This is a genomic window from Marinobacter sp. R17, assembly GCF_003789045.1.
GTDB classification, from domain to species: Bacteria; Pseudomonadota; Gammaproteobacteria; order Pseudomonadales; family Oleiphilaceae; genus Marinobacter_A; species Marinobacter_A mangrovi.
In genome coordinates this window covers 106,618-123,485 of sequence record NZ_RHGZ01000004.1, presented here as the reverse complement: position 1 = coordinate 123,485, position 16,868 = coordinate 106,618, and the positions used below count along the sequence as shown (strand labels likewise).

Annotated in this window: 14 protein-coding genes; 6 read left to right on the top strand and 8 right to left on the bottom strand. The window is 64.5% G+C overall.

Annotation, left to right across the window (positions count from 1 at the left end; genetic code table 11):
• Positions 1-2: 2 nt before the first annotated feature.
• Together EB809_RS04720 and EB809_RS04715 are read right to left on the bottom strand one after the other, a co-directional pair.
• The gene (locus tag EB809_RS04720; RefSeq protein ID WP_123633658.1) at positions 3-1,055 is read right to left on the bottom strand and encodes an acyltransferase family protein; all 1,053 of its coding nucleotides are present in this window, start codon (positions 1,053-1,055) and stop codon (positions 3-5) included.
• Between the two features lie 113 nt (positions 1,056-1,168).
• On the bottom strand, positions 1,169-2,050 hold the full coding sequence (locus EB809_RS04715) for a DMT family transporter (protein ID WP_123633657.1): 882 nt from the start codon (positions 2,048-2,050) through the stop codon (positions 1,169-1,171).
• A 117-nt stretch (positions 2,051-2,167) separates the two neighbouring features.
• Between EB809_RS04715 and EB809_RS04710 the strand changes: the two genes are divergently transcribed.
• Positions 2,168-3,154: a LysR family transcriptional regulator gene (locus EB809_RS04710; RefSeq protein ID WP_123633744.1), complete on the top strand. Its 987-nt coding sequence runs from the start codon at positions 2,168-2,170 to the stop codon at positions 3,152-3,154.
• A gap of 117 nt (positions 3,155-3,271) precedes the next feature.
• Positions 3,272-3,475: a DUF3185 family protein gene (locus tag EB809_RS04705; protein WP_123633656.1), complete on the top strand. Its 204-nt coding sequence runs from the start codon at positions 3,272-3,274 to the stop codon at positions 3,473-3,475.
• A gap of 80 nt (positions 3,476-3,555) precedes the next feature.
• Here the strand turns inward: EB809_RS04705 and EB809_RS04700 are convergent, their stop codons facing one another.
• From EB809_RS04700 to ptsP, 3 genes are read right to left on the bottom strand one after another with little or no spacing between them, the layout of a single operon-like run.
• A complete protein-coding gene (locus EB809_RS04700; protein WP_123633655.1) occupies positions 3,556-5,295 on the bottom strand; it encodes a PTS fructose-like transporter subunit IIB in 1,740 nt (579 codons plus the stop codon).
• Positions 5,292-6,257: a 1-phosphofructokinase gene (gene pfkB / locus EB809_RS04695; RefSeq protein ID WP_123633654.1), complete on the bottom strand. Its 966-nt coding sequence runs from the start codon at positions 6,255-6,257 to the stop codon at positions 5,292-5,294. The genes EB809_RS04700 and pfkB overlap by 4 nt, the downstream gene beginning before the upstream one ends.
• A complete protein-coding gene (gene ptsP / locus EB809_RS04690) occupies positions 6,257-9,097 on the bottom strand; it encodes a phosphoenolpyruvate--protein phosphotransferase (protein ID WP_123633653.1) in 2,841 nt (946 codons plus the stop codon). The genes pfkB and ptsP overlap by 1 nt, the downstream gene beginning before the upstream one ends.
• A gap of 242 nt (positions 9,098-9,339) precedes the next feature.
• Here ptsP and cra point away from each other — a divergent pair, with 242 nt between their 5' ends.
• A complete protein-coding gene (cra, locus tag EB809_RS04685; RefSeq protein WP_123633652.1) occupies positions 9,340-10,326 on the top strand; it encodes a catabolite repressor/activator in 987 nt (328 codons plus the stop codon).
• Here the strand turns inward: cra and EB809_RS04680 are convergent.
• Positions 10,276-10,812 (bottom strand): MOSC domain-containing protein, encoded by a 537-nt coding sequence (locus EB809_RS04680; RefSeq protein WP_123633651.1) that lies wholly within the window; start codon positions 10,810-10,812, stop codon positions 10,276-10,278. The genes cra and EB809_RS04680 overlap by 51 nt on opposite strands.
• Before the next feature lie 201 nt (positions 10,813-11,013).
• On the opposite strand from EB809_RS04680, the gene EB809_RS04675 reads away from it, so the two are divergent.
• Positions 11,014-12,189: a type III PLP-dependent enzyme gene (locus tag EB809_RS04675; RefSeq protein WP_123633650.1), complete on the top strand. Its 1,176-nt coding sequence runs from the start codon at positions 11,014-11,016 to the stop codon at positions 12,187-12,189.
• 237 nt (positions 12,190-12,426) lie between these two features.
• Here the strand turns inward: EB809_RS04675 and EB809_RS04670 are convergent, their stop codons facing one another.
• Positions 12,427-12,816, bottom strand: coding sequence for a nucleoside-diphosphate sugar epimerase/dehydratase (locus EB809_RS04670; RefSeq protein ID WP_223807815.1), 390 nt, complete (start codon positions 12,814-12,816; stop codon positions 12,427-12,429).
• A gap of 138 nt (positions 12,817-12,954) precedes the next feature.
• Here EB809_RS04670 and EB809_RS04665 point away from each other — a divergent pair, with 138 nt between their 5' ends.
• On the top strand, positions 12,955-13,875 hold the full coding sequence (locus EB809_RS04665) for a DUF4124 domain-containing protein (protein ID WP_123633649.1): 921 nt from the start codon (positions 12,955-12,957) through the stop codon (positions 13,873-13,875).
• 23 nt (positions 13,876-13,898) lie between these two features.
• Positions 13,899-14,666 carry a TerC family protein gene (locus EB809_RS04660; protein ID WP_123633648.1) on the top strand — a complete coding sequence of 256 codons (768 nt, stop codon included), beginning with the start codon at positions 13,899-13,901 and terminating at the stop codon, positions 14,664-14,666.
• Between the two features lie 49 nt (positions 14,667-14,715).
• On the opposite strand, the gene EB809_RS04655 is transcribed toward EB809_RS04660, so the two are convergent.
• Entirely contained in the window at positions 14,716-16,707 is a 1,992-nt protein-coding gene (locus tag EB809_RS04655) for a TonB-dependent siderophore receptor (RefSeq protein ID WP_123633742.1), read from the bottom strand.
• Positions 16,708-16,868: the final 161 nt, after the last annotated feature.

The window sequence follows — 16,868 nt, the reverse complement described above, 5'->3', positions numbered from 1 at the left end:
CGTTAACGGCTGCTCACCTGCTCCGGTACCGGCGTCCGCGCCGGCTGCGCCATCGCATTCCGGCGGTAGTTGCGGAACCAGCGCAGGGCGGGTTTTTCCACACCGTGATGGATCGCAAACGCCAGGGTCAGCGCGGTGGTGATGGCCAGCGCCACGCCAACCGGACCGGGCAGCCCGGCGTCGTAAGCCAGGTCCATGATGCCGTAGCCAATGTTCTGGTGAACCAGGTACAGCGCGTAGGACAGGCTGCCCAGCGTCAGCAGGACCCGATTGGCCAGAATGTTGAGGTAGCCGGTGATCGCCAGGATAAAGACGCCGTAGCAGCCCAGCACAAACCCGTTGAACGGGGCCTTATAGGCGAACAGGCAGTGGGCCATCGCCAGCACCAGCAGTACCCGTTCGCTGACCGGCGGCTTGCCGTGGTGGTGCCAGCGGTAGAGCAGCATGCCACTGATGAACAGCGGCGCGTATTTGACGAACAGCAGGTCCTTGACCAGGAAATCCAGGCCATCCGGAATCTGCTTCCAGAACAGCACGCCGGCATAGCTGACGGCCACCCAGACCCAGAACACACTCCGCAGACGCGCCTTTCCCAGTCCGAAGAACAGCACCGCCATCCACACATAGAACGTGGCTTCCACCACCAGACTCCAATAGGCGCCGTCCACCGGGTGCATGCCCAGGTACTCGTGCAGCAGGGTGAAATTCCACAGGGTTTCAATGGGTGTGACGCCGCGGTCGATCGGGCCGAGAAAGTAAACGGAAAGGTTGGTCAGGAGAATCCCCACCCAGAGCGCGGGCAACAGACGGAACGCCCGGGCCAGTCCGAACCAGCCGGCGGTGGGGGTACGCTCCAGCGTCATGAAGATGACGAAACCACTCAGGATATAGAACAGGTGGACGCAGTAGCGCCCGTACCAGAGTGGGCTCCACGGTTCGAAATCGTGCCCGTAGAGCTCGTCGTAGTAGGGGACGTAATGAAACAGCATGACCCCGCACGCGGCGAGGCCACGCAGGGCATCCAGTGCCTGAAGACGCTGGGAGGACTCCGCCATAACGCATTCCCTGTGGCAAAAACGCCATTGTATGCCGGCGCGCCCGTCCGGCGGAGTGTTATTGACTACGATTCGATGACCGCCGCCTTACCATTCGGCAAGGCGGCTGTGACTCAGCCGGATTCGCCGGCCAGCGAGCCCCTCGCCCGGCCGACCCGCCGCTGACGCAGGCCAATCAGCAACAGCGGCACCACGATCATTGCCGACCCGGCTGCAAACCACAGGTCCGGGGTCTCGCCGAAGCCGATCCAGCCGAACAGCACCGCCCAGATCAGACCGGTGTATTCGGCGCTGGCGACCTGGCTGGCTTCCACCTGCCGGTAGGCCAGCAGGATGGTCATGTTGTAGCCCAGGATGAACAGGGCCGACCCGACCGCGCTGAACAGCAGGTCCGGATCCCAGTCGGCCCCCTCATAGAGCATCAGCGCGCCGCTGGCCGGCAGCACCAGCAGGTAATTCAGGAACAGCTTGTGGACCATCGACTGGCCACTGGGCAGCTTGGGCACCAGCAGCGCGTTGACGGCCAGCGTGGCGGCGACCGCCAGGGCACTCAGCGCCATCCAGTTGACCGCCACCGGCCGCAGGATCACCACAATGCCGAGGAAGCCGCTGACCACCGCGAACAGGCTTCTTCCGTCCAGACGGCCCCGGAAGAACAGGACGGAAAACACCATCACCAGTACCGGCGCGGCGTAGAAAATGGCGTTGGCCGTCGCCAGCGGCAGTGCGCCCAGCGCCAGCACCATGCAGACGATGCCCACCAGGTGGATGTGCGCCCGCACGGTATGGATGCCCAGCCCCTCGAAGAAATGGCCGCGATCGATCTGGCGCCACAGCGGCAGCAGCAACAGCAGCGTGATCACACAACGCAGGAACACGAACTGGAACACCGGCGTGCCCGGATCCAGCAGCTTGATAAACACATCGGAAACCAGCGCCATCGCGTTGCCCAGGATGAGCAACAGGATCGCGCTGTTGACGGTCCGTCCGGACATGGCTGCCTCCTGCGTCGAGTGAATGGAAGCCACAGTGTACGGTCGCCAAACACCGCTGTTTAATGATATTTAGAGCTCAGGTATGAGAAATATCGATAATGGAGTCGGCGCAACATGATGAAACTGCCCCCTTTGCGTGCCCTGCCCATGTTCGAGGCGGTGGCGCGGCTGAACAGCTTCTCGAAAGCCGCGGACGAGCTGGCGGTGAGCCAGAGCGCCGTCAGCCACCAGATCAAGGCGCTGGAGACCTACCTGGGAGAACCGCTGTTCCAGCGCAGCGGCCGTTATCTGACGCTGACCGATGAAGGCCGTACGTTCCAGGAAAGCGTGACCTCGGCCCTGCTGCAGATCGAACGGGCCAGCGAGACCCTGTTGGGCGCGCCGACATCCCGCCTGCGCCTGGCGGTGTTCAGTTCCTTCTGCGTGCGCTGGCTGATTCCCCGCCTGCCCAGCCTGCAGCGGGCCCATTCCCAGATCGACCTGGCGCTGGAGATGACCAGCACGTCGCCGCAGCTTTCCGACCGGGTGGCGGACTGCTTCATCACCATCAACACCAGTGCCCGCGCCTTCAGCTACGACCTGTTGTATCGGGAGCGCCTGTTCCCGATCTGCAGTCGTCCCTACTGGCGCCAGATCCGCGAGACGCTGGGCTTGCCGGAGGATCCCGCCGACAGCCGGCCGCTGACACCGGCGGAGATCGCCCGCTTTCCGCTGCTCTCCACCTACAGCATCTACGACCGGGAAGCCGGCGACTGGGACACCTGGTTCCAGGTCGCCGGGGAAAGCCGGCCGGCGCGATCCCGGATCCAGCATTTCAGCCACATGCTGATGGCGCTGGAAGGTGCCCGGTTCCACCAGGGGATTGCCCTGACCAACGACTACATGCTGAGCGAGGATCCCGACACGGAGGATGTCGTGCGCCTGCCCTGCCACAGCCTGATCACCGGCGACAGTTTCTACTTCGCCCACAAGACCAGCCGGCGCAACGAGCCCGCCCTGCGTGCGGTGCGCCGCTGGCTGATTGAACAGGCGATTGCCAGTGGTCTGCGACCCGCCGTAGAGCCGCCATCGACAGGTCACACCGGGCCGGCGCTGCATCCGTAACTTTCAATTTGGGGATGCGGCGTGTAGCTTCGTAAAAAAATGTTAAATGAAGGGGTCGATCAGAGGCTCCTCGAGCCTTCGGTAAAGAAGGTTTCACCAAGTCAAAGGAGAAGTTACTTGGCTGCGACTCGGCTAATTGGACTGGTAGCGCTCGTGGTGGGTGTCCTGTTGCTCTACTTCGGCTGGCAATCGACGCAAAGCGTGGGTGAACAGCTGTCACAGAGCCTGACGGGACGTTTCAGTGAGAATACGATGTGGTTCCTGATTGCAGGTGCCGCGGCGACGGTGGGCGGCGCGTTCATGCTGTTCTTCCGGAAATAGTCTCGATCCCGTCCAGCACGGCATTCATCACTAGCAATGAGAGCGCCCGACGATCGTCCTGATCGCCGGGCGTTTTACCTTCAGGTGGCGTTGGCCAGGGCGGTTTTCCCGGTCTTGGCGAAGGCATAGCTGATGCCGATCACCAGCGAGCCGACCGTGATCGCGAACAGGTAGGGCAGCACCGCGCTCACCGCGTGCGGGATCAGCAGCACGAACAAGCCGCCGTGCGGCGCCATCAGTGAGACCTGGAACAGCATCGACAGCGCGCCGGTGATGGCCCCGCCCACCATGCAGATGGGAATCACCCGCAGCGGATCCTTGGCCATGAACGGAATGGCCCCTTCCGAGATGAAGCACAGCCCCAGTACAAACGACGCTTTGCCCGCCTGACGCTCGTCGTCGGCGAATTTGCTCCGGGCCAGCAGACTGGCAATGCCCATACCGATGGCCGGCACCATGCCCGCAGCCATGATCGCTGCCATCGGCGCGGAACCGCCGGCGCCCTCGGACAGCAAGCCGACCCCGAAGGTGTAGGCGGCCTTGTTGACCGGCCCGCCCAGATCGAAACACATCATGGCCCCCAGCAGCGCCCCGAGCAGGACCGCATTGCCGGTGTTCATGTTGGTCAGGAAGTCGGTCATCGTCGCCATGATGGCCGCGATGGGCTCGCCCACGATGTAGATCATGGTCAGGCCCGTGAACAGGCTGGCCAGCAGGGGAATGATCAGGATCGGCTTCAGCGAGGCCACGCTCTCCGGCAGCGGGAGCTTCTGGCTCACCAGGCGCGCGGCATAGCCGGCCAGGAAGCCGGCGGCAATCCCGCCGAGGAAACCCGCCCCCAGCGTACCCGCCAGGTAGCCACCGATCATGCCCGGGGCGATCCCCGGCCGGTCGGCGATGGAGTAGGCGATGTAGCCGGCCAGCAGCGGAATCATCAGCTTGAAGGCGGTGCCGCCGCCGATCTGCATCAGCGCTGCGGCCAGCGTGCCTTTCTGCTCGGCCGCGTGGATGCCGAACACGAACGACAGGGCGATCATCAGACCCCCGGCGACCACCATCGGCAACATGAACGACACGCCGGTCAGCAGGTGCTTGTAGGGGCCCTTGCGTTCGCCGCTCTTGCTGCCGGCGGGTTTGCTTGTGCTGGCGCCGGTTTCGGTCTCCGCCTGGTCCAGCGCATCGCGCAGGGTGTCGGCCGGTTTCTTCAGGGCCGCGCCAGTGGAGGTGCGCCAGACCCGTTTGCCGGCAAAGCGCTCCGGATCGATCTCGATGTCGCAGGCGAGGACAACCACGTCCGCCTCGGCGATCTCGGCCTCCGTCAGCGCATCCTGGGCGCCGACCGAGCCCTGGGTCTCGACCCGGATGCGGTGGCCGGCGGCCCGTGCGGCTTCGCTCAACGCTTCAGCGGCCATAAAGGTATGGGCCACGCCGGTGGGACAGGCGGTGACCGCGACGATGGAGAGTCCCTGCGCACCGGTTGCGGGCGCGGCGGGCGCCGAGTCATCCGGGACGTAGGGCGTGGCGGCCTGTTGCGCTTCGTCCAGGAACTGATCGGGATCGGTCAGCGGCGCCGTGACCGGCGCGTGATACAGCGCCTTGCCGGCAAACCGGTTCAGATCGACCGGTGCGCTGGCGGCGACAATCACCAGATCGGCCGCGGCGATGGCGTCGTCATCGATCGGTGTGACCGGACTGGCCTGGCTGTGGACTTCGGCCGTGACCTGCCAGTGGCGGGCTTCGGCGGCGCGGGTCAGGGCCCGGGCGGCCAGGAATGAGGTGGCCAGTCCTTGTGGACAGGCGGTAACGAGAATCAGGTTCATGATGATGCCTCCCCGGACAGGGTTGTATCCGGCCAGGGTGTGACCCTGGTGTGTTGTTGGAGTTGTAGGAAGTCGTCGGCGTCGGGATTGCCCACGCCCACATGGCGGACGCACTCGGCGGACAGGGCGGTGGCCAGCTGCAGGGTGTCGAAGTCACTGAGGCCGCTGAGTTCGCCATGGAGCAGGCCGGCCAGCAGTGTGTCGCCGGCACAGACGGTGCTGACCACCGGCACCTGCGGGGCCCGGGCCAGCAGGTCCCGGCGCGGGTTGAGCCAGAGCACGCCCTCCGGGCCGCGGGAAATCACCACGTGGGCGATGCCCGACTGCTGCAACTGGCGGCCGGCGTCGGCCTGGGCGGTCAGGTCGGGCAGGGGGCGGCCGGCCCATTCCGCCAGTTCTTCGTTGTTGGGTTTGACGCCGCTGGGGCGGGCACGGATGCCGGCCGTCAGCGCGGGGCCGCTGGTATCCAGCCAGACCGGCCGATCGGCCTCGGCGCAGCGCCGGATCAGCCCGGCCAGTTTTTCCGGTGCGAAACCCAGGGGCAGGCTGCCGGCGATGACGACCGCATCACAGTCGCCGAGCAACGGGCTCAGGCGGAACTGCAGCCGGTTCAGGGCGTCCGCCGGGGTATCGAAACCGGTGCCATTGAGGTCGGTGACCCGTCCGCCGGTTTCGGCCAGTTTGACGTTGGTGCGGCTGGTTCCGGGCACTCGCAGGAAGTGATCTTCCAGGCCCTCGTCGGCAAACAGCTGCTCGAACGGCGCCGCGTTATCCAGGCCCATCAGGCCGGACACCATGACCTCGTGGCCCAGCCGGCGCAGTACCCGCGCCAGGTTGATGCCCTTGCCCGCGGCGTCCAGCTGGGTCCGCTCGGTGCGGTTGACCTCGCCGAGGCGAATCGGCGGGGTTTCCACCGACAGGTCCAGCGCCGGGTTCAGGGTGATGGTCAGTACACGAGCCATTACGCGCCCTCCAGCTTGTCCCGCACGTCACTCGCCGTGGCCTGTTGCAGGGCCAGCTGAGCGAGTGATTTCGCATCGGACAGGGCCAGGTTACGGATGCAGGCCTTGACCAGTGGCACCCGGCGGCTGGTGACGGAGAATTCGTCCACGCCCAGCCCCAGCAGCACCGGAATCGCCTGGGGATCGGACCCCAGTTCCCCGCAGATACCCACCCAGCGACCGTGTTCGTGAGCCGCCTCGACGGTCATCTGGATCAGGCGCAGCACGGCCGGATGCAGACCGTCGGAATCGGCCGACAGCTGTGGGTGGCCGCGGTCGATGGCCAGGGTGTACTGGGTCAGGTCGTTGGTGCCGATGGAGAAGAAGTCCACCTCCGGCGCCAGGGTCGGCGCTAGCAGCGCACTGGAAGGGATCTCGATCATTACGCCCACCTGCACGTCCGGGGCGTCGATTTCCTCGCGCAGCTTGTCCACCAGCGCCTTGGCGGCACGGAACTCGGCCAGGTCCTTGACCATGGGGAACATGATCCGCAGCGGGCGGCTGCCGGCTTCGGTCAGCAACGCGCGCAGCTGGGTCTCCAGGATCTCCGGCCGGGTCAGGGACAGGCGGATGCCGCGCAGGCCCAGGAAGGGGTTGTCTTCCTCGGGCAGCGGCCAGTAATCCAGCGGCTTGTCGCCGCCCACGTCCAGGGTCCGGGCCACCAGCGGCAGGCCGTCGAGCGCGTCGAACGCCTTGGCGTACTCGGTGCGCTGGGTGGCCAGGTCCGGGGCTTCGGAATGGGCCATGAAAATGAATTCGGTACGCAGCAGACCCACACCGTCGGCGCCGCGTTCCACCGCTTCCGGCGTGTGGGCGGTGTTGCCGAGGTTGGCGCAGACTTCCACCTGATGACCGTCCACCGTGCTGGCCGGCTCGTGGCGGGCTTCGTGGGCCCTGGCCTGAAGCTGCTCCAGCTGCTCCAGGCGCTGGTTCAGGCGGCGCCGACGCTCGCTGCCGGGTGCCGGGACGATGCAGCCCCGCTCACCATCCACAACGACATCCGTGCCGCTTTCCAGGGTCAGCAAACGCTCACCCACACCCACCACGGCCGGCAGGCCGAGGGCGCGGGCGAGGATGGCGCTGTGGGCGGTGGCCCCGCCCTTGGCCGTCACCAGGCCCCGAACCCGCTGGGTATCCAGCCGGGCCACATCGGACGGGCCCAGGTCGTCGGCCACCAGGATGTAGGGCTCGTCCGGGGGTGTCGGCATGGACACGCCGCAGAGGTTGGCCAGTACACGCCGACCGACGTCGCGCAGGTCCGCAGCGCGTTCGGCCAGCAGACGGTCGGCGAGCGCTTCCTGGGCTTTGGCGGCGGTGTCGATCGCCTGCCACCAACCGGCCTCGGCCGAGGCGCCTTCGCGGATGATGTCGAACGCGGCCTGGTGCAGGTCGTCGTCACGCAGCATCTCGGCGTGGACCGCGAGGATGGGACCGGCCTCGCCGCCTTCGGCGTGTCGGATCAGGGCTTCCAGTTGCTCGAAAGCGTCGTCGATGGCCTGGTTCAGGCGCTCGCACTGGTGGTCGGGATCGTTGGCGGTGGCCGCGTAGGTCAGTTCGGGCAGGCGCATGACGAAGGCCGGGGCCACGGCCAGTCCCGGGGACGCCGCAACGGCCTTGATCGGGGTATCCGGCTCCAGCGGTTCGACCGGTTGGGACGGCTGATCGCTGTCGGTTGTCTTGCGTTCATCGTGGGCGCGCAGTGGGGTCACTGCCTCGCCCAGGCCGGACTCGATGGCCTCGGCCAGGGCTTTCACCGCCGCTTCGGCTCCGTCACCGGCGGCGCTGATCACCAGTGTCTGACCGCGACGTGCGCCAAGGCCGATGACTCGGGTCAGGCTGGTGGCCGACACCGCCTGGGCGTCGCCTTCGAGCAGGCGCAGCTGCAGGGGCAGCGACTGCTGGCGGGCCACCTGCACCAGTTGCTTGGCCGGACGGGCATGCAGACCGTGGGCGTTGAGCAGGCGAACCTGGCGGGTGACGGCGTTGGCCTGTTCACCGGCCAGGCGCGCCAGCAGCTCGTCGGCGGACAGGCTGGCAATGGATTCCGGCTGGGTCAGCAGGTGATCGATCTGCTCCAGCAGCGGTTGAGTGTCCTCGCCCTGACCGGCCAGGCACAGCACGCCGTCCAGCGCGTCATCGGCTTTGGCCGGGGTGGCCACCGCCAGGGCCGGTTGGGTGACGCCATCGGTGGCGTGAACCAGCCACAGGCCGCGGCCCAGGGCTTGTGGCGCCTGGGCCACCAGGCTGGCAATAAACGGCGGCTCGACGCAGCCCAGGCTCTGCAGGCGGGCGGCGGCGGTCAGCGCCAGTTCGCGGGTATCGCTGGCCGGTACCTTCAATAGCAGGGTATCGCGATCGCATTTTGGCGTGGCGGGTGTGCGAGACAGGCAGGCCAGCAGGGTGTCCCGCTCCGTGGCTTCGGCCAGCTGTTGCGCCAGGCCCGGCTTGTCCAGCACCCGGGTGAGGTGGCGCAGGATGTCCAGGTGCTCGTCGGACTGGGCAGCGATGGTCACCAGCACGTGGACCCGGGCATCGTCGTGCCAGGTCACGCCATCGGGAAACTGCAGCACCCGGATGCCGGTAGAGCGGACGTGCTCGCGGCTCTCGGGCGTGCCGTGGGGGATGGCAATGCCGTTGCCCAGGACGGTGGAGGACTGGGCCTCGCGGTCCAGCAGGCCTTGCAGGTATTCGGGGGTGGTCCGGCCTGCGGCTTCCAGCTCCTCGCCGGCCAGGGCGAGGGCCTCGCGCCAGTCGGCGGCGCGGCAGCCCAGACGGATGTCGTCGGCAGTTAACGTAAGCATGGGGAAATCCCCTTGGTTGACCTTGTTGTTGTCTCACAGCAGCCGGTCAGGCGCCGTGGTTAAAAACGTATTTAAGCATTTGCTGAATCGTGTCAGCAATGACTAGAATGGATCATGAAACAACATTGATCAGATTTCAAGCAATGCAAATCACGTCGGTCGGGTCACGTTGACTTCGGTGATCCCGTAGAATGTCGGCTTTATCGACAGGCGCCCGGCAACAGGCACAGCAGGAGACCGCAATGACCTTGGCAGAACTGGCCCGACTGGCGGGCGTTTCGCGCACCACGGCGAGCTACGTGCTCAATGGCCGGGCCGCTGCCAACCGCATCAAGCCCGAGACCGTGGAGCGGGTGACCACGCTGGCCCGGGAACACGGTTTCCGCATCGACGCCCAGGCGGCGGCGCTGCGTGGCGGCCAGTCGCGCACCCTGGGCTTCATCCTGCCGGACCTGGAGAACGCCAGTTACGCCCGCTTGGCCAAGTTGCTGGAAGTGGGTTCCCGCGCCGAAGGCTATCAGCTGCTGATCGCCGGCTCCGACGATGACGCCGAGACGGAGCGCTCGCTGGCGCTGTCCTTCCGGGCGCGGCGTTGCGACGCCCTGATCGTGGCGAGCTGCCTGCCGCCGGACAGCACTTTCTACCGGGATCTGCAGGCCGAGGGGCTGCCGGTGATTGCCGTGGACCGGGCCCAGGATCCCTCACAATTGACCTGCATCGTCAGCGATAACCAGGCCGGCGCGGCCGCTCTCACCCGTTCGGTGCTGGGCCCGGGGGTGCATTCGGTGGTCTGGCTGGATGCCCTGCCCGAGCTGGCCATGACCCGCCAGCGGCGCCAGGGCTTCGAAGAGGCCGTCGCAGACTGGAGCGGCGAGGCCATCGTGATGAGCGGCGATCGGTTCGACCGGGCCTCCGGGGCCGCCCTGGCCCGGGAGCTGCTGGCGGGGCGGGGCCAGCCGGACGCGTTGGTGACGGCGTCCTATTCCCTGCTCCAGGGGGTGCTGGACGTGTTGCTGGAGCGGCCGGACGGCCTGCCCGCGGACCTGCACCTGGCCACCTTCGGCGACGACCGCCTGCTGGATTTTCTGCCGATCCGCGTCAACGCCCTGCCACAGCAGCACGAGGCCATCGCGGCGGCCACCCTGAAAGCGGCGCTATCCGCGATCCATGGTGTGACCTCACCCGGTTGTCAGGTCATCGAACGACGTCTGCACCGGCGCGCGGTCTGACGCCTGCACCTCGACCCCATCCCCCAGCCGGATCTCGCCGCCCTCGATGACCCGGGTTGTGATTCCGCCATGCCCGCGCATCGCGTTGTAACCCCCGGGCCCGAGTTCGGCCTCCATCTTGGAACAGGGATCGCACAGCCCGGTCATTTCCAGCACCGCCTCACCCACCCGGAAGCGTTTGCCCTTGAGCGCCAGCAGGTTGAGGCCGCGGACCACCAGGTTGCGGCGCAGCCGGTCGGGGGTAATCGCGTCCTGGTGTACAAGCGAGGCAATCACCGGCAGGTGCTCCGCCTGGATCAGTGTCACCTGGCGCTTGCTCTCCGGACGGCCCCGGAAGCGGTCGCCGATCAGCCCCTGGCCCCGCTCGATGGTGGCGGATTCCGGCGCCAGCATGGGTTCGTCCCGGCCCGGCCGCAGGCCGATCCATTCAAGTGTGCCCTGTTGCGGGAGGGTATTCATCAGATCCTGCAGGCGTTGTGCGGCCATGGTCGCTCCTTGATCGTCAGGTGAGGGGTTGATGGTACGTAGCGGGAAACTTTCGTGCCATATCGCGTCGCCGGGTTATGGGTAGATTTGCGCACTATCCGGGTCCCCGATTTGTTCCTACATTCGCGCCCATACCGGCCCGGACCATTGTCCGGGCCATTTTTATTGGCGTCGTCCCAGATGAGGAACCCATAGACGTCCATGAACGAACACGCCCCGATCCAGGTTTCCGACTACTACGACGATGCGACCTTCCAGCGCATCAAGACCTTTGCCGACACGAAAGAAACCCCGTTCCTGGTGGTCGATACGGCCACGATCAACCGTCAGTACAACGAACTGGTGGAAAATTTCCCGTACGCCAAAGTCTATTACGCGGTGAAGGCCAACCCGGCCCCGGAAATCCTGACCATGCTGCGGGACAAGGGTTCCAGCTTCGACATCGCCTCCATCTACGAGCTGGACAAGGTGATGGCCCTGGACGTGTCGCCGGATCGCATCAGCTACGGCAACACCATCAAGAAGGCGAAGGACGTGCGCGCGTTCTACGAGCGGGGCGTGCGCCTGTTCGCCACGGATTCCGAAGCGGACCTGCGCAACATCGCCAAGGCGGCGCCGGGCTCGAAGGTGTATGTGCGCATTCTGACCGAAGGCACCCAGACCGCCGACTGGCCGCTGTCCCGCAAGTTCGGCTGCCACACCGACATGGCGATGGACCTGCTGATCCTGGCCCGCGACCTGGGCCTGGTGCCCTACGGCGTGTCGTTCCACGTGGGTTCCCAGCAGCGTGAAATCGGCGCCTGGGACGCGGCGCTGGGCAACGTGAAGGTGATCTTCGATCGCCTGCGCGAGGAAGACGGTATCGAGCTTAAGATGATCAACATGGGCGGTGGCTTCCCGGCCAACTACATGACCCGGACCAATGAACTGGGCACCTACGCCGAGGAAATCCAGCGCTTTATCCGTGAGGATTTCGGCGACGACTTCCCGGAAGTGATCATCGAGCCGGGTCGTTCACTGATTGCCAACGCCGGCGTGCTGGTGAGTGAGGTGGTGCTGATTTCCCGTAAATCCCGCACCGGTCTGCACCGCTGGGTGTTCACCGACGTGGGCAAATTCTCGGGCCTGATCGAAACCCTGGACGAGTCCATCAAGTTCCCGATCCACACCGAGAAAACCGGGGAATGCGAAGACGTGGTGATCGCCGGCCCGACCTGCGACAGCGCCGACATCATGTACGAACACTACAAGTACGGCCTGCCGCTGAACCTGGCGATGGGCGACCGGCTTTACTGGCTGACCACGGGTGCGTACACCACCACATACAGCGCGGTGTGCTTCAACGGTTTTCCTCCGCTTCAGGACTATTACATCTGAAGCAGTTGAACAGGGATGGTGTTAATCGCGAGTTCCTTGGGGAGCGCGTATCGTAGGTTGGGCTGACGAAGGAAGCCCAACAATAAGCGGGCTCCAGACGTTCCCGTTATCACGGGCATGCTTGGAACATGGGTACTCAAAAACCGGCTTGGCGGCCATGGGATTGGATGAGGTTGGCCGCCAACCGGGTTTGTTGGGCTTCCTTCGTCAGCCCAACCTACGCCATTGCGCTGGTTGTCAGTCCTGAATGCCCCGCAACTCCGACAAGCGTGTCTCGGTATCTGAATCCGCGCGCAAGGTGAGCGTCCGGACACCGGTGGCCATAACCTCCTCCCAGATATTATCCGCGATCACCGGCGGCTCTCCCTCAATCCGAACCACCACCTTGACCTCATGCCGCTGGATCAGTGCCGCCAGTTCCCCGGGATATTGCACCGTCGCCCCCAGGAGCCGGGTCCGGTTGTTCCAGGGCTCATCGTCAATAAACTCGACGAGGTGGAAACGGCCGCTGGCCTGAACGGCCTGTCCCAGACTGAAACCGGGATAGCCCACACCCACGATGATCAGGTTCGCCGGCGGCTTTTGGACACCGAACCAGCGTTTCAGACGACTGCGCCACGGCGTCACAGGGGCTCCTCGCAAAGAAAGATCGCTTCGTACGGACCGCATTATCCGCAATCGGCCGGGATTCGGACAGGGTACTGGTTGTTCCCGACCGGTCACTATACACTCAGCCTGTAACGGCAAGGATGATCGGATAGACGTATGACACGTGGGCTGTTGTTGGCCTTGTGCCTGTTGCCCCTGTGGGGACACGCGGACATCTATCGCTACACCGACGAAAACGGCGTAGTGCATTTCAGTGATCGCAAGGAACCGGATCGCCAGCAGGAACGGGTGGAAGTGCGTGGCAGCGCGTCCCGATTCCAGCGCTTCCAGATCGACATCGTCACCGACGGTGTCACCCTGACCGATGACGAACGGGCGGAAATTTCGGCGAACGTGAACAATGTTTACGCGTTCTTCGACGATATTCTCTATTTCGATATTCACCGCACCGTACCGGTGAACATCCGGGTGCTGCCGGACAAGGCGACCTATAACCAGTTCGTGGCCGCCAACACGAAAGGGCCGGTTCCCCCGTCCCGCGGCATATTCCTTAATAAAGGCAACCAGATCGCGGTCTATTTGCGGGAGAACCGCGAAGATACCCTCCGCACCATCAGCCACGAAACCGCCCACGCCATCGTCGCGACCCTGACGCCTTACGTACCGGCCTGGCTTAACGAAGGCCTGGCGGAACAGATGGAAATGCTCCGGCGCCGCGACGGCCATCTGGTGATCGATGCCCATCCGGAGAATACCCGGATCGTGGACTACATGCGGGCCAACAGGATGCTGCCGGACGTGGCCGATTTTCTGGCGATGCAGAGCCGGGACTGGCGTAATCATTACGCCGATAAGGGCTATTCACTGCAGGCCCAGACCGGTGAGTTCGTCTACTTCCTGCTGTCCACACCCACCGGCCGCAGCTTCCTGGTGCGACTGATCCACCAGTATCAGCGGGGCGACCGCACGCTGGCCGCGGGCCTGGTGGACGACAACTACATCGGCGGCATGCGCGTGCTGCAGGACAACTGGGCGCTCTGGCTGCAGGGCGCCCGCACGGATTCAATCACCTTCTAAATCACTGACTGAGGACTGACCCCATGGTGGAATGGTTCAGCTGGATCGGCGATCCCCAGGCCTGGATTGCCCTGGCCACCCTGGCCCTGCTGGAAATTGTTCTGGGCATCGACAACATCATCTTCATCTCGATCCTGGTGGGCCGGCTGCCGGAACACCAGCGCAACCGGGCCCGCATCATGGGCCTAGGGCTGGCGATGATCACCCGCATCCTGTTGCTGCTGTCGCTGGCTTGGGTGATGACGTTGACCCAACCCCTGTTCACGATCCTGGAAGAAGAGATCTCCGGCCGGGACCTGATCCTGATCATCGGTGGCCTGTTCCTGCTGGCCAAGAGTGCCCATGAAATCCATAACAGCCTCGAGGGCGAGGAAGAGAGTGGGGCCTCGGCGGCCACGGCCGGCCTCGCGGCGACCCTGGCGCAGATCGCCGTGCTCGATATCGTGTTCAGCCTGGACTCGGTGATTACCGCCGTGGGCATGGCCGATCACGTGACGGTGATGGTGATTGCGGTGGTTCTTGCGGTGGGCGTGATGATGTTTGCTGCCAAGCCGATCGGCGAGTTCGTCGACGAGCACCCGACCATCAAGATGCTGGCGCTGAGCTTCCTCATCCTGGTGGGCGTGGCCCTGCTGGGGGAAGGCTTCGATATGCACATTCCCAAGGGCTACATCTACTTCTCCATGGCCTTCTCCTTCGGCGTGGAACTGCTCAACCTGCGCATGCGCAAGAAACGGGCGGAGAAGGTACGGTTGCACCACAAGCTGGTGGAGAATGGCGAAGAGTCGTAGTCGGGAATTGAGACCGGCCGGAGCATGGTACTCCGGCCGGTAACAGAACTTACCAGCGGTAGCTGACGCTGCCGATCACCCGGCGTTCGGCGCCGTAGTAACACCAGTAATCGCAGCTGGCGACGTACTCGCGGTTGAACACGTTGTCGGCGTTGACCTGAACACGCCAGTGCCGGGTAACGTCGTACTGAGCCATCATGTCGAACACGGTGTAGGACGGCACCTCATAGCCGTTGGCCTTGTCTTCGGTGCTGCCGACATAACGCACACCACCGCCCACTTTCATGCCCGGCACCCATTGGGCCAGCGTGTAGTCCAGCCAGGCCGAGGCCATCTGCCGCGGAATCAGCGGCGCCTGAACCTTGTCATCGCTGCTGGCGGTATTCTCGGTGGTGGTGTCGCTGAAGGTGAACGCGGCCGTCGCCTGCAGGTTCGGCGTCAGGTAGGCAACGCCTTCCAGCTCGAAGCCGTTGGTGTTGCGCTCACCCGCCTGGGACTGGATACCGCCGGTGGTCACCAGCGAGTTCTTTTCGTTGATGCGGTAGACGGACGCGGTCACGTACCCGTCCAACCCGTCTGGCGCGTACTTCACACCCGCTTCGATCTGTTTGCCTTCCAGCGGATCGTAGAGATCGCCATTGCTGTCGGTGCCCACGATCGGCTGGAACGACTCGCTGTAGCTGACGTAGGGCGACAGGCCGTTGTCCGCCAGGTACATGATGCCGCCGGACAGGGAGACCTCGTCGACATCCGCGGTTTCCCGGGTGCCGCTGGTGCGGTTCACGTTATCGGTGTCCGCCTGGTCGTAGCGGGCGCCGGCCAGGAAGATCCAGTGATCATCGAGGCGCAGCTGGTCCTGGATGTAGTAACCCGTTTGCTGCTTGCTGATCTTGCGATTGACGATCGCCGAGGTGTCGACCGGGTTGTAGGTGCCGTACCGCGGATTGAACAGGTCGATCTCGCCGAACGCGTAGTCGTCGTATTCGTCGCCGGTGTTTTCCAGGTCCTGGTAGTCCACGCCCAGCAGCAGGGTGTTCTCGGTCCGGTCGGTGAACCATTTGCCGACCATCCGGTTGTCCACCGTCCAGGATTTGATGTCGCCGTCGCGATAGGTCAGGCCACGTTGACCGGTCCGCGGGCCGGTCTGGAACAGGATGTAGCTGGAGCGCAGGGTCAAGTCCAGCTGGCTATAGCGCAGGTCCTGTTCGAAGGTCCAGGTGTCGTTGAGGCGATGGGACAGTTGGTAGCCGATGGCGGACTGCTCGCGCTCATTGGTGTCGAAATCCGGCTCGCTGTAGTTGGTGGACGGATCGACCTTGCCAAACGGTGTATCGTTGACGGTGCCGTAGCCCAGCTTGAAGCCGTTGTAGGGTACCGCATTGTCCTTCTGGAAACTGGCCAGAATCGTCAGTTGGGTGTCGTCGGACATGTCCCACTCGACGCTGGGCGCGATGTAATAGCGCTCGTCCTCGGTGCCATCGATATCGCCGTCTTCATTGCGGTACAGGCCGACCAGGCGATAACGAACGTCATCGCTGCCGGCCACCGGTCCGCTGGTGTCGAAGGCGTACTGCTGGTGATTGTTGGTGCCGCCCTGGACCACGATTTCGCCCTGGGTGGTGTCCGTCGGCCGTTTGCTGATGGCGTTGATCACCCCGCCCGGAGGGGCTTCACCGTAGAGAATCGAGGCCGGTCCCTTGAGCAGTTCCACCCGTTCCAGTCCGTAGGTTTCCGGCAGCCACTGATAGAAGCCCTCGCGGTAGATGCGCAGACCGTCCTGATAGGTGGACTGGTCGTAGCCGCGCACCTTGAACCAGTCCGTATCGTTGTCGTCACCATACTGGCCGGACAGCACGCCGGCGCGATAGCGGAAGGTCTCGTCCAGTGACTGGACATTGCGCTCTTTCAGCTCTTCCTGCTCCACCACCGATGCGGGGCGGGGCGTCTCCACCAACGGCGCTGCCACTTTCAGCGCGGTATCGGAAACCACCAGCGTGTTGAGTGACGAGCTGTCGCTGTCATCGGACTGGGCGGTCGCCATGGGCGCCACGCTTAACAGTGCAGCCGGGACGGCCAGGGGAACAACGCAGGACCGCCAGCGGGCGGACGGGGAATGCAAACTCATGAACACCTCAATCATGCGGACGTGCTGGAGGCAATTTATTGCCTGATGAATAAGGCGAATAATATTAATGCGCTTTA

Bases quoted from the DNA above. Each gene is read 5' to 3' on its own strand.
- EB809_RS04700 (WP_123633655.1), bottom strand. From the start codon at position 5,295: ATGAACCTGATTCTCGTTACCGCCTGTCCACAAGGACTGGCCACCTCA.
- ptsP (WP_123633653.1), bottom strand. From the start codon at position 9,097: ATGCTTACGTTAACTGCCGACGACATCCGTCTGGGCTGCCGCGCCGCC.
- EB809_RS04665 (WP_123633649.1), top strand. From the start codon at position 12,955: ATGACACGTGGGCTGTTGTTGGCCTTGTGCCTGTTGCCCCTGTGGGGA.
- EB809_RS04720 (WP_123633658.1), bottom strand. From the start codon at position 1,055: ATGGCGGAGTCCTCCCAGCGTCTTCAGGCACTGGATGCCCTGCGTGGC.
- EB809_RS04655 (WP_123633742.1), bottom strand. From the start codon at position 16,707: ATGGCGACCGCCCAGTCCGATGACAGCGACAGCTCGTCACTCAACACG.
- EB809_RS04680 (WP_123633651.1), bottom strand. From the start codon at position 10,812: ATGGCCGCACAACGCCTGCAGGATCTGATGAATACCCTCCCGCAACAG.
- cra (WP_123633652.1), top strand. From the start codon at position 9,340: ATGACCTTGGCAGAACTGGCCCGACTGGCGGGCGTTTCGCGCACCACG.
- EB809_RS04710 (WP_123633744.1), top strand. From the start codon at position 2,168: ATGAAACTGCCCCCTTTGCGTGCCCTGCCCATGTTCGAGGCGGTGGCG.
- pfkB (WP_123633654.1), bottom strand. From the start codon at position 6,257: ATGGCTCGTGTACTGACCATCACCCTGAACCCGGCGCTGGACCTGTCG.
- EB809_RS04675 (WP_123633650.1), top strand. From the start codon at position 11,014: ATGAACGAACACGCCCCGATCCAGGTTTCCGACTACTACGACGATGCG.
- EB809_RS04660 (WP_123633648.1), top strand. From the start codon at position 13,899: ATGGTGGAATGGTTCAGCTGGATCGGCGATCCCCAGGCCTGGATTGCC.
- EB809_RS04715 (WP_123633657.1), bottom strand. From the start codon at position 2,050: ATGTCCGGACGGACCGTCAACAGCGCGATCCTGTTGCTCATCCTGGGC.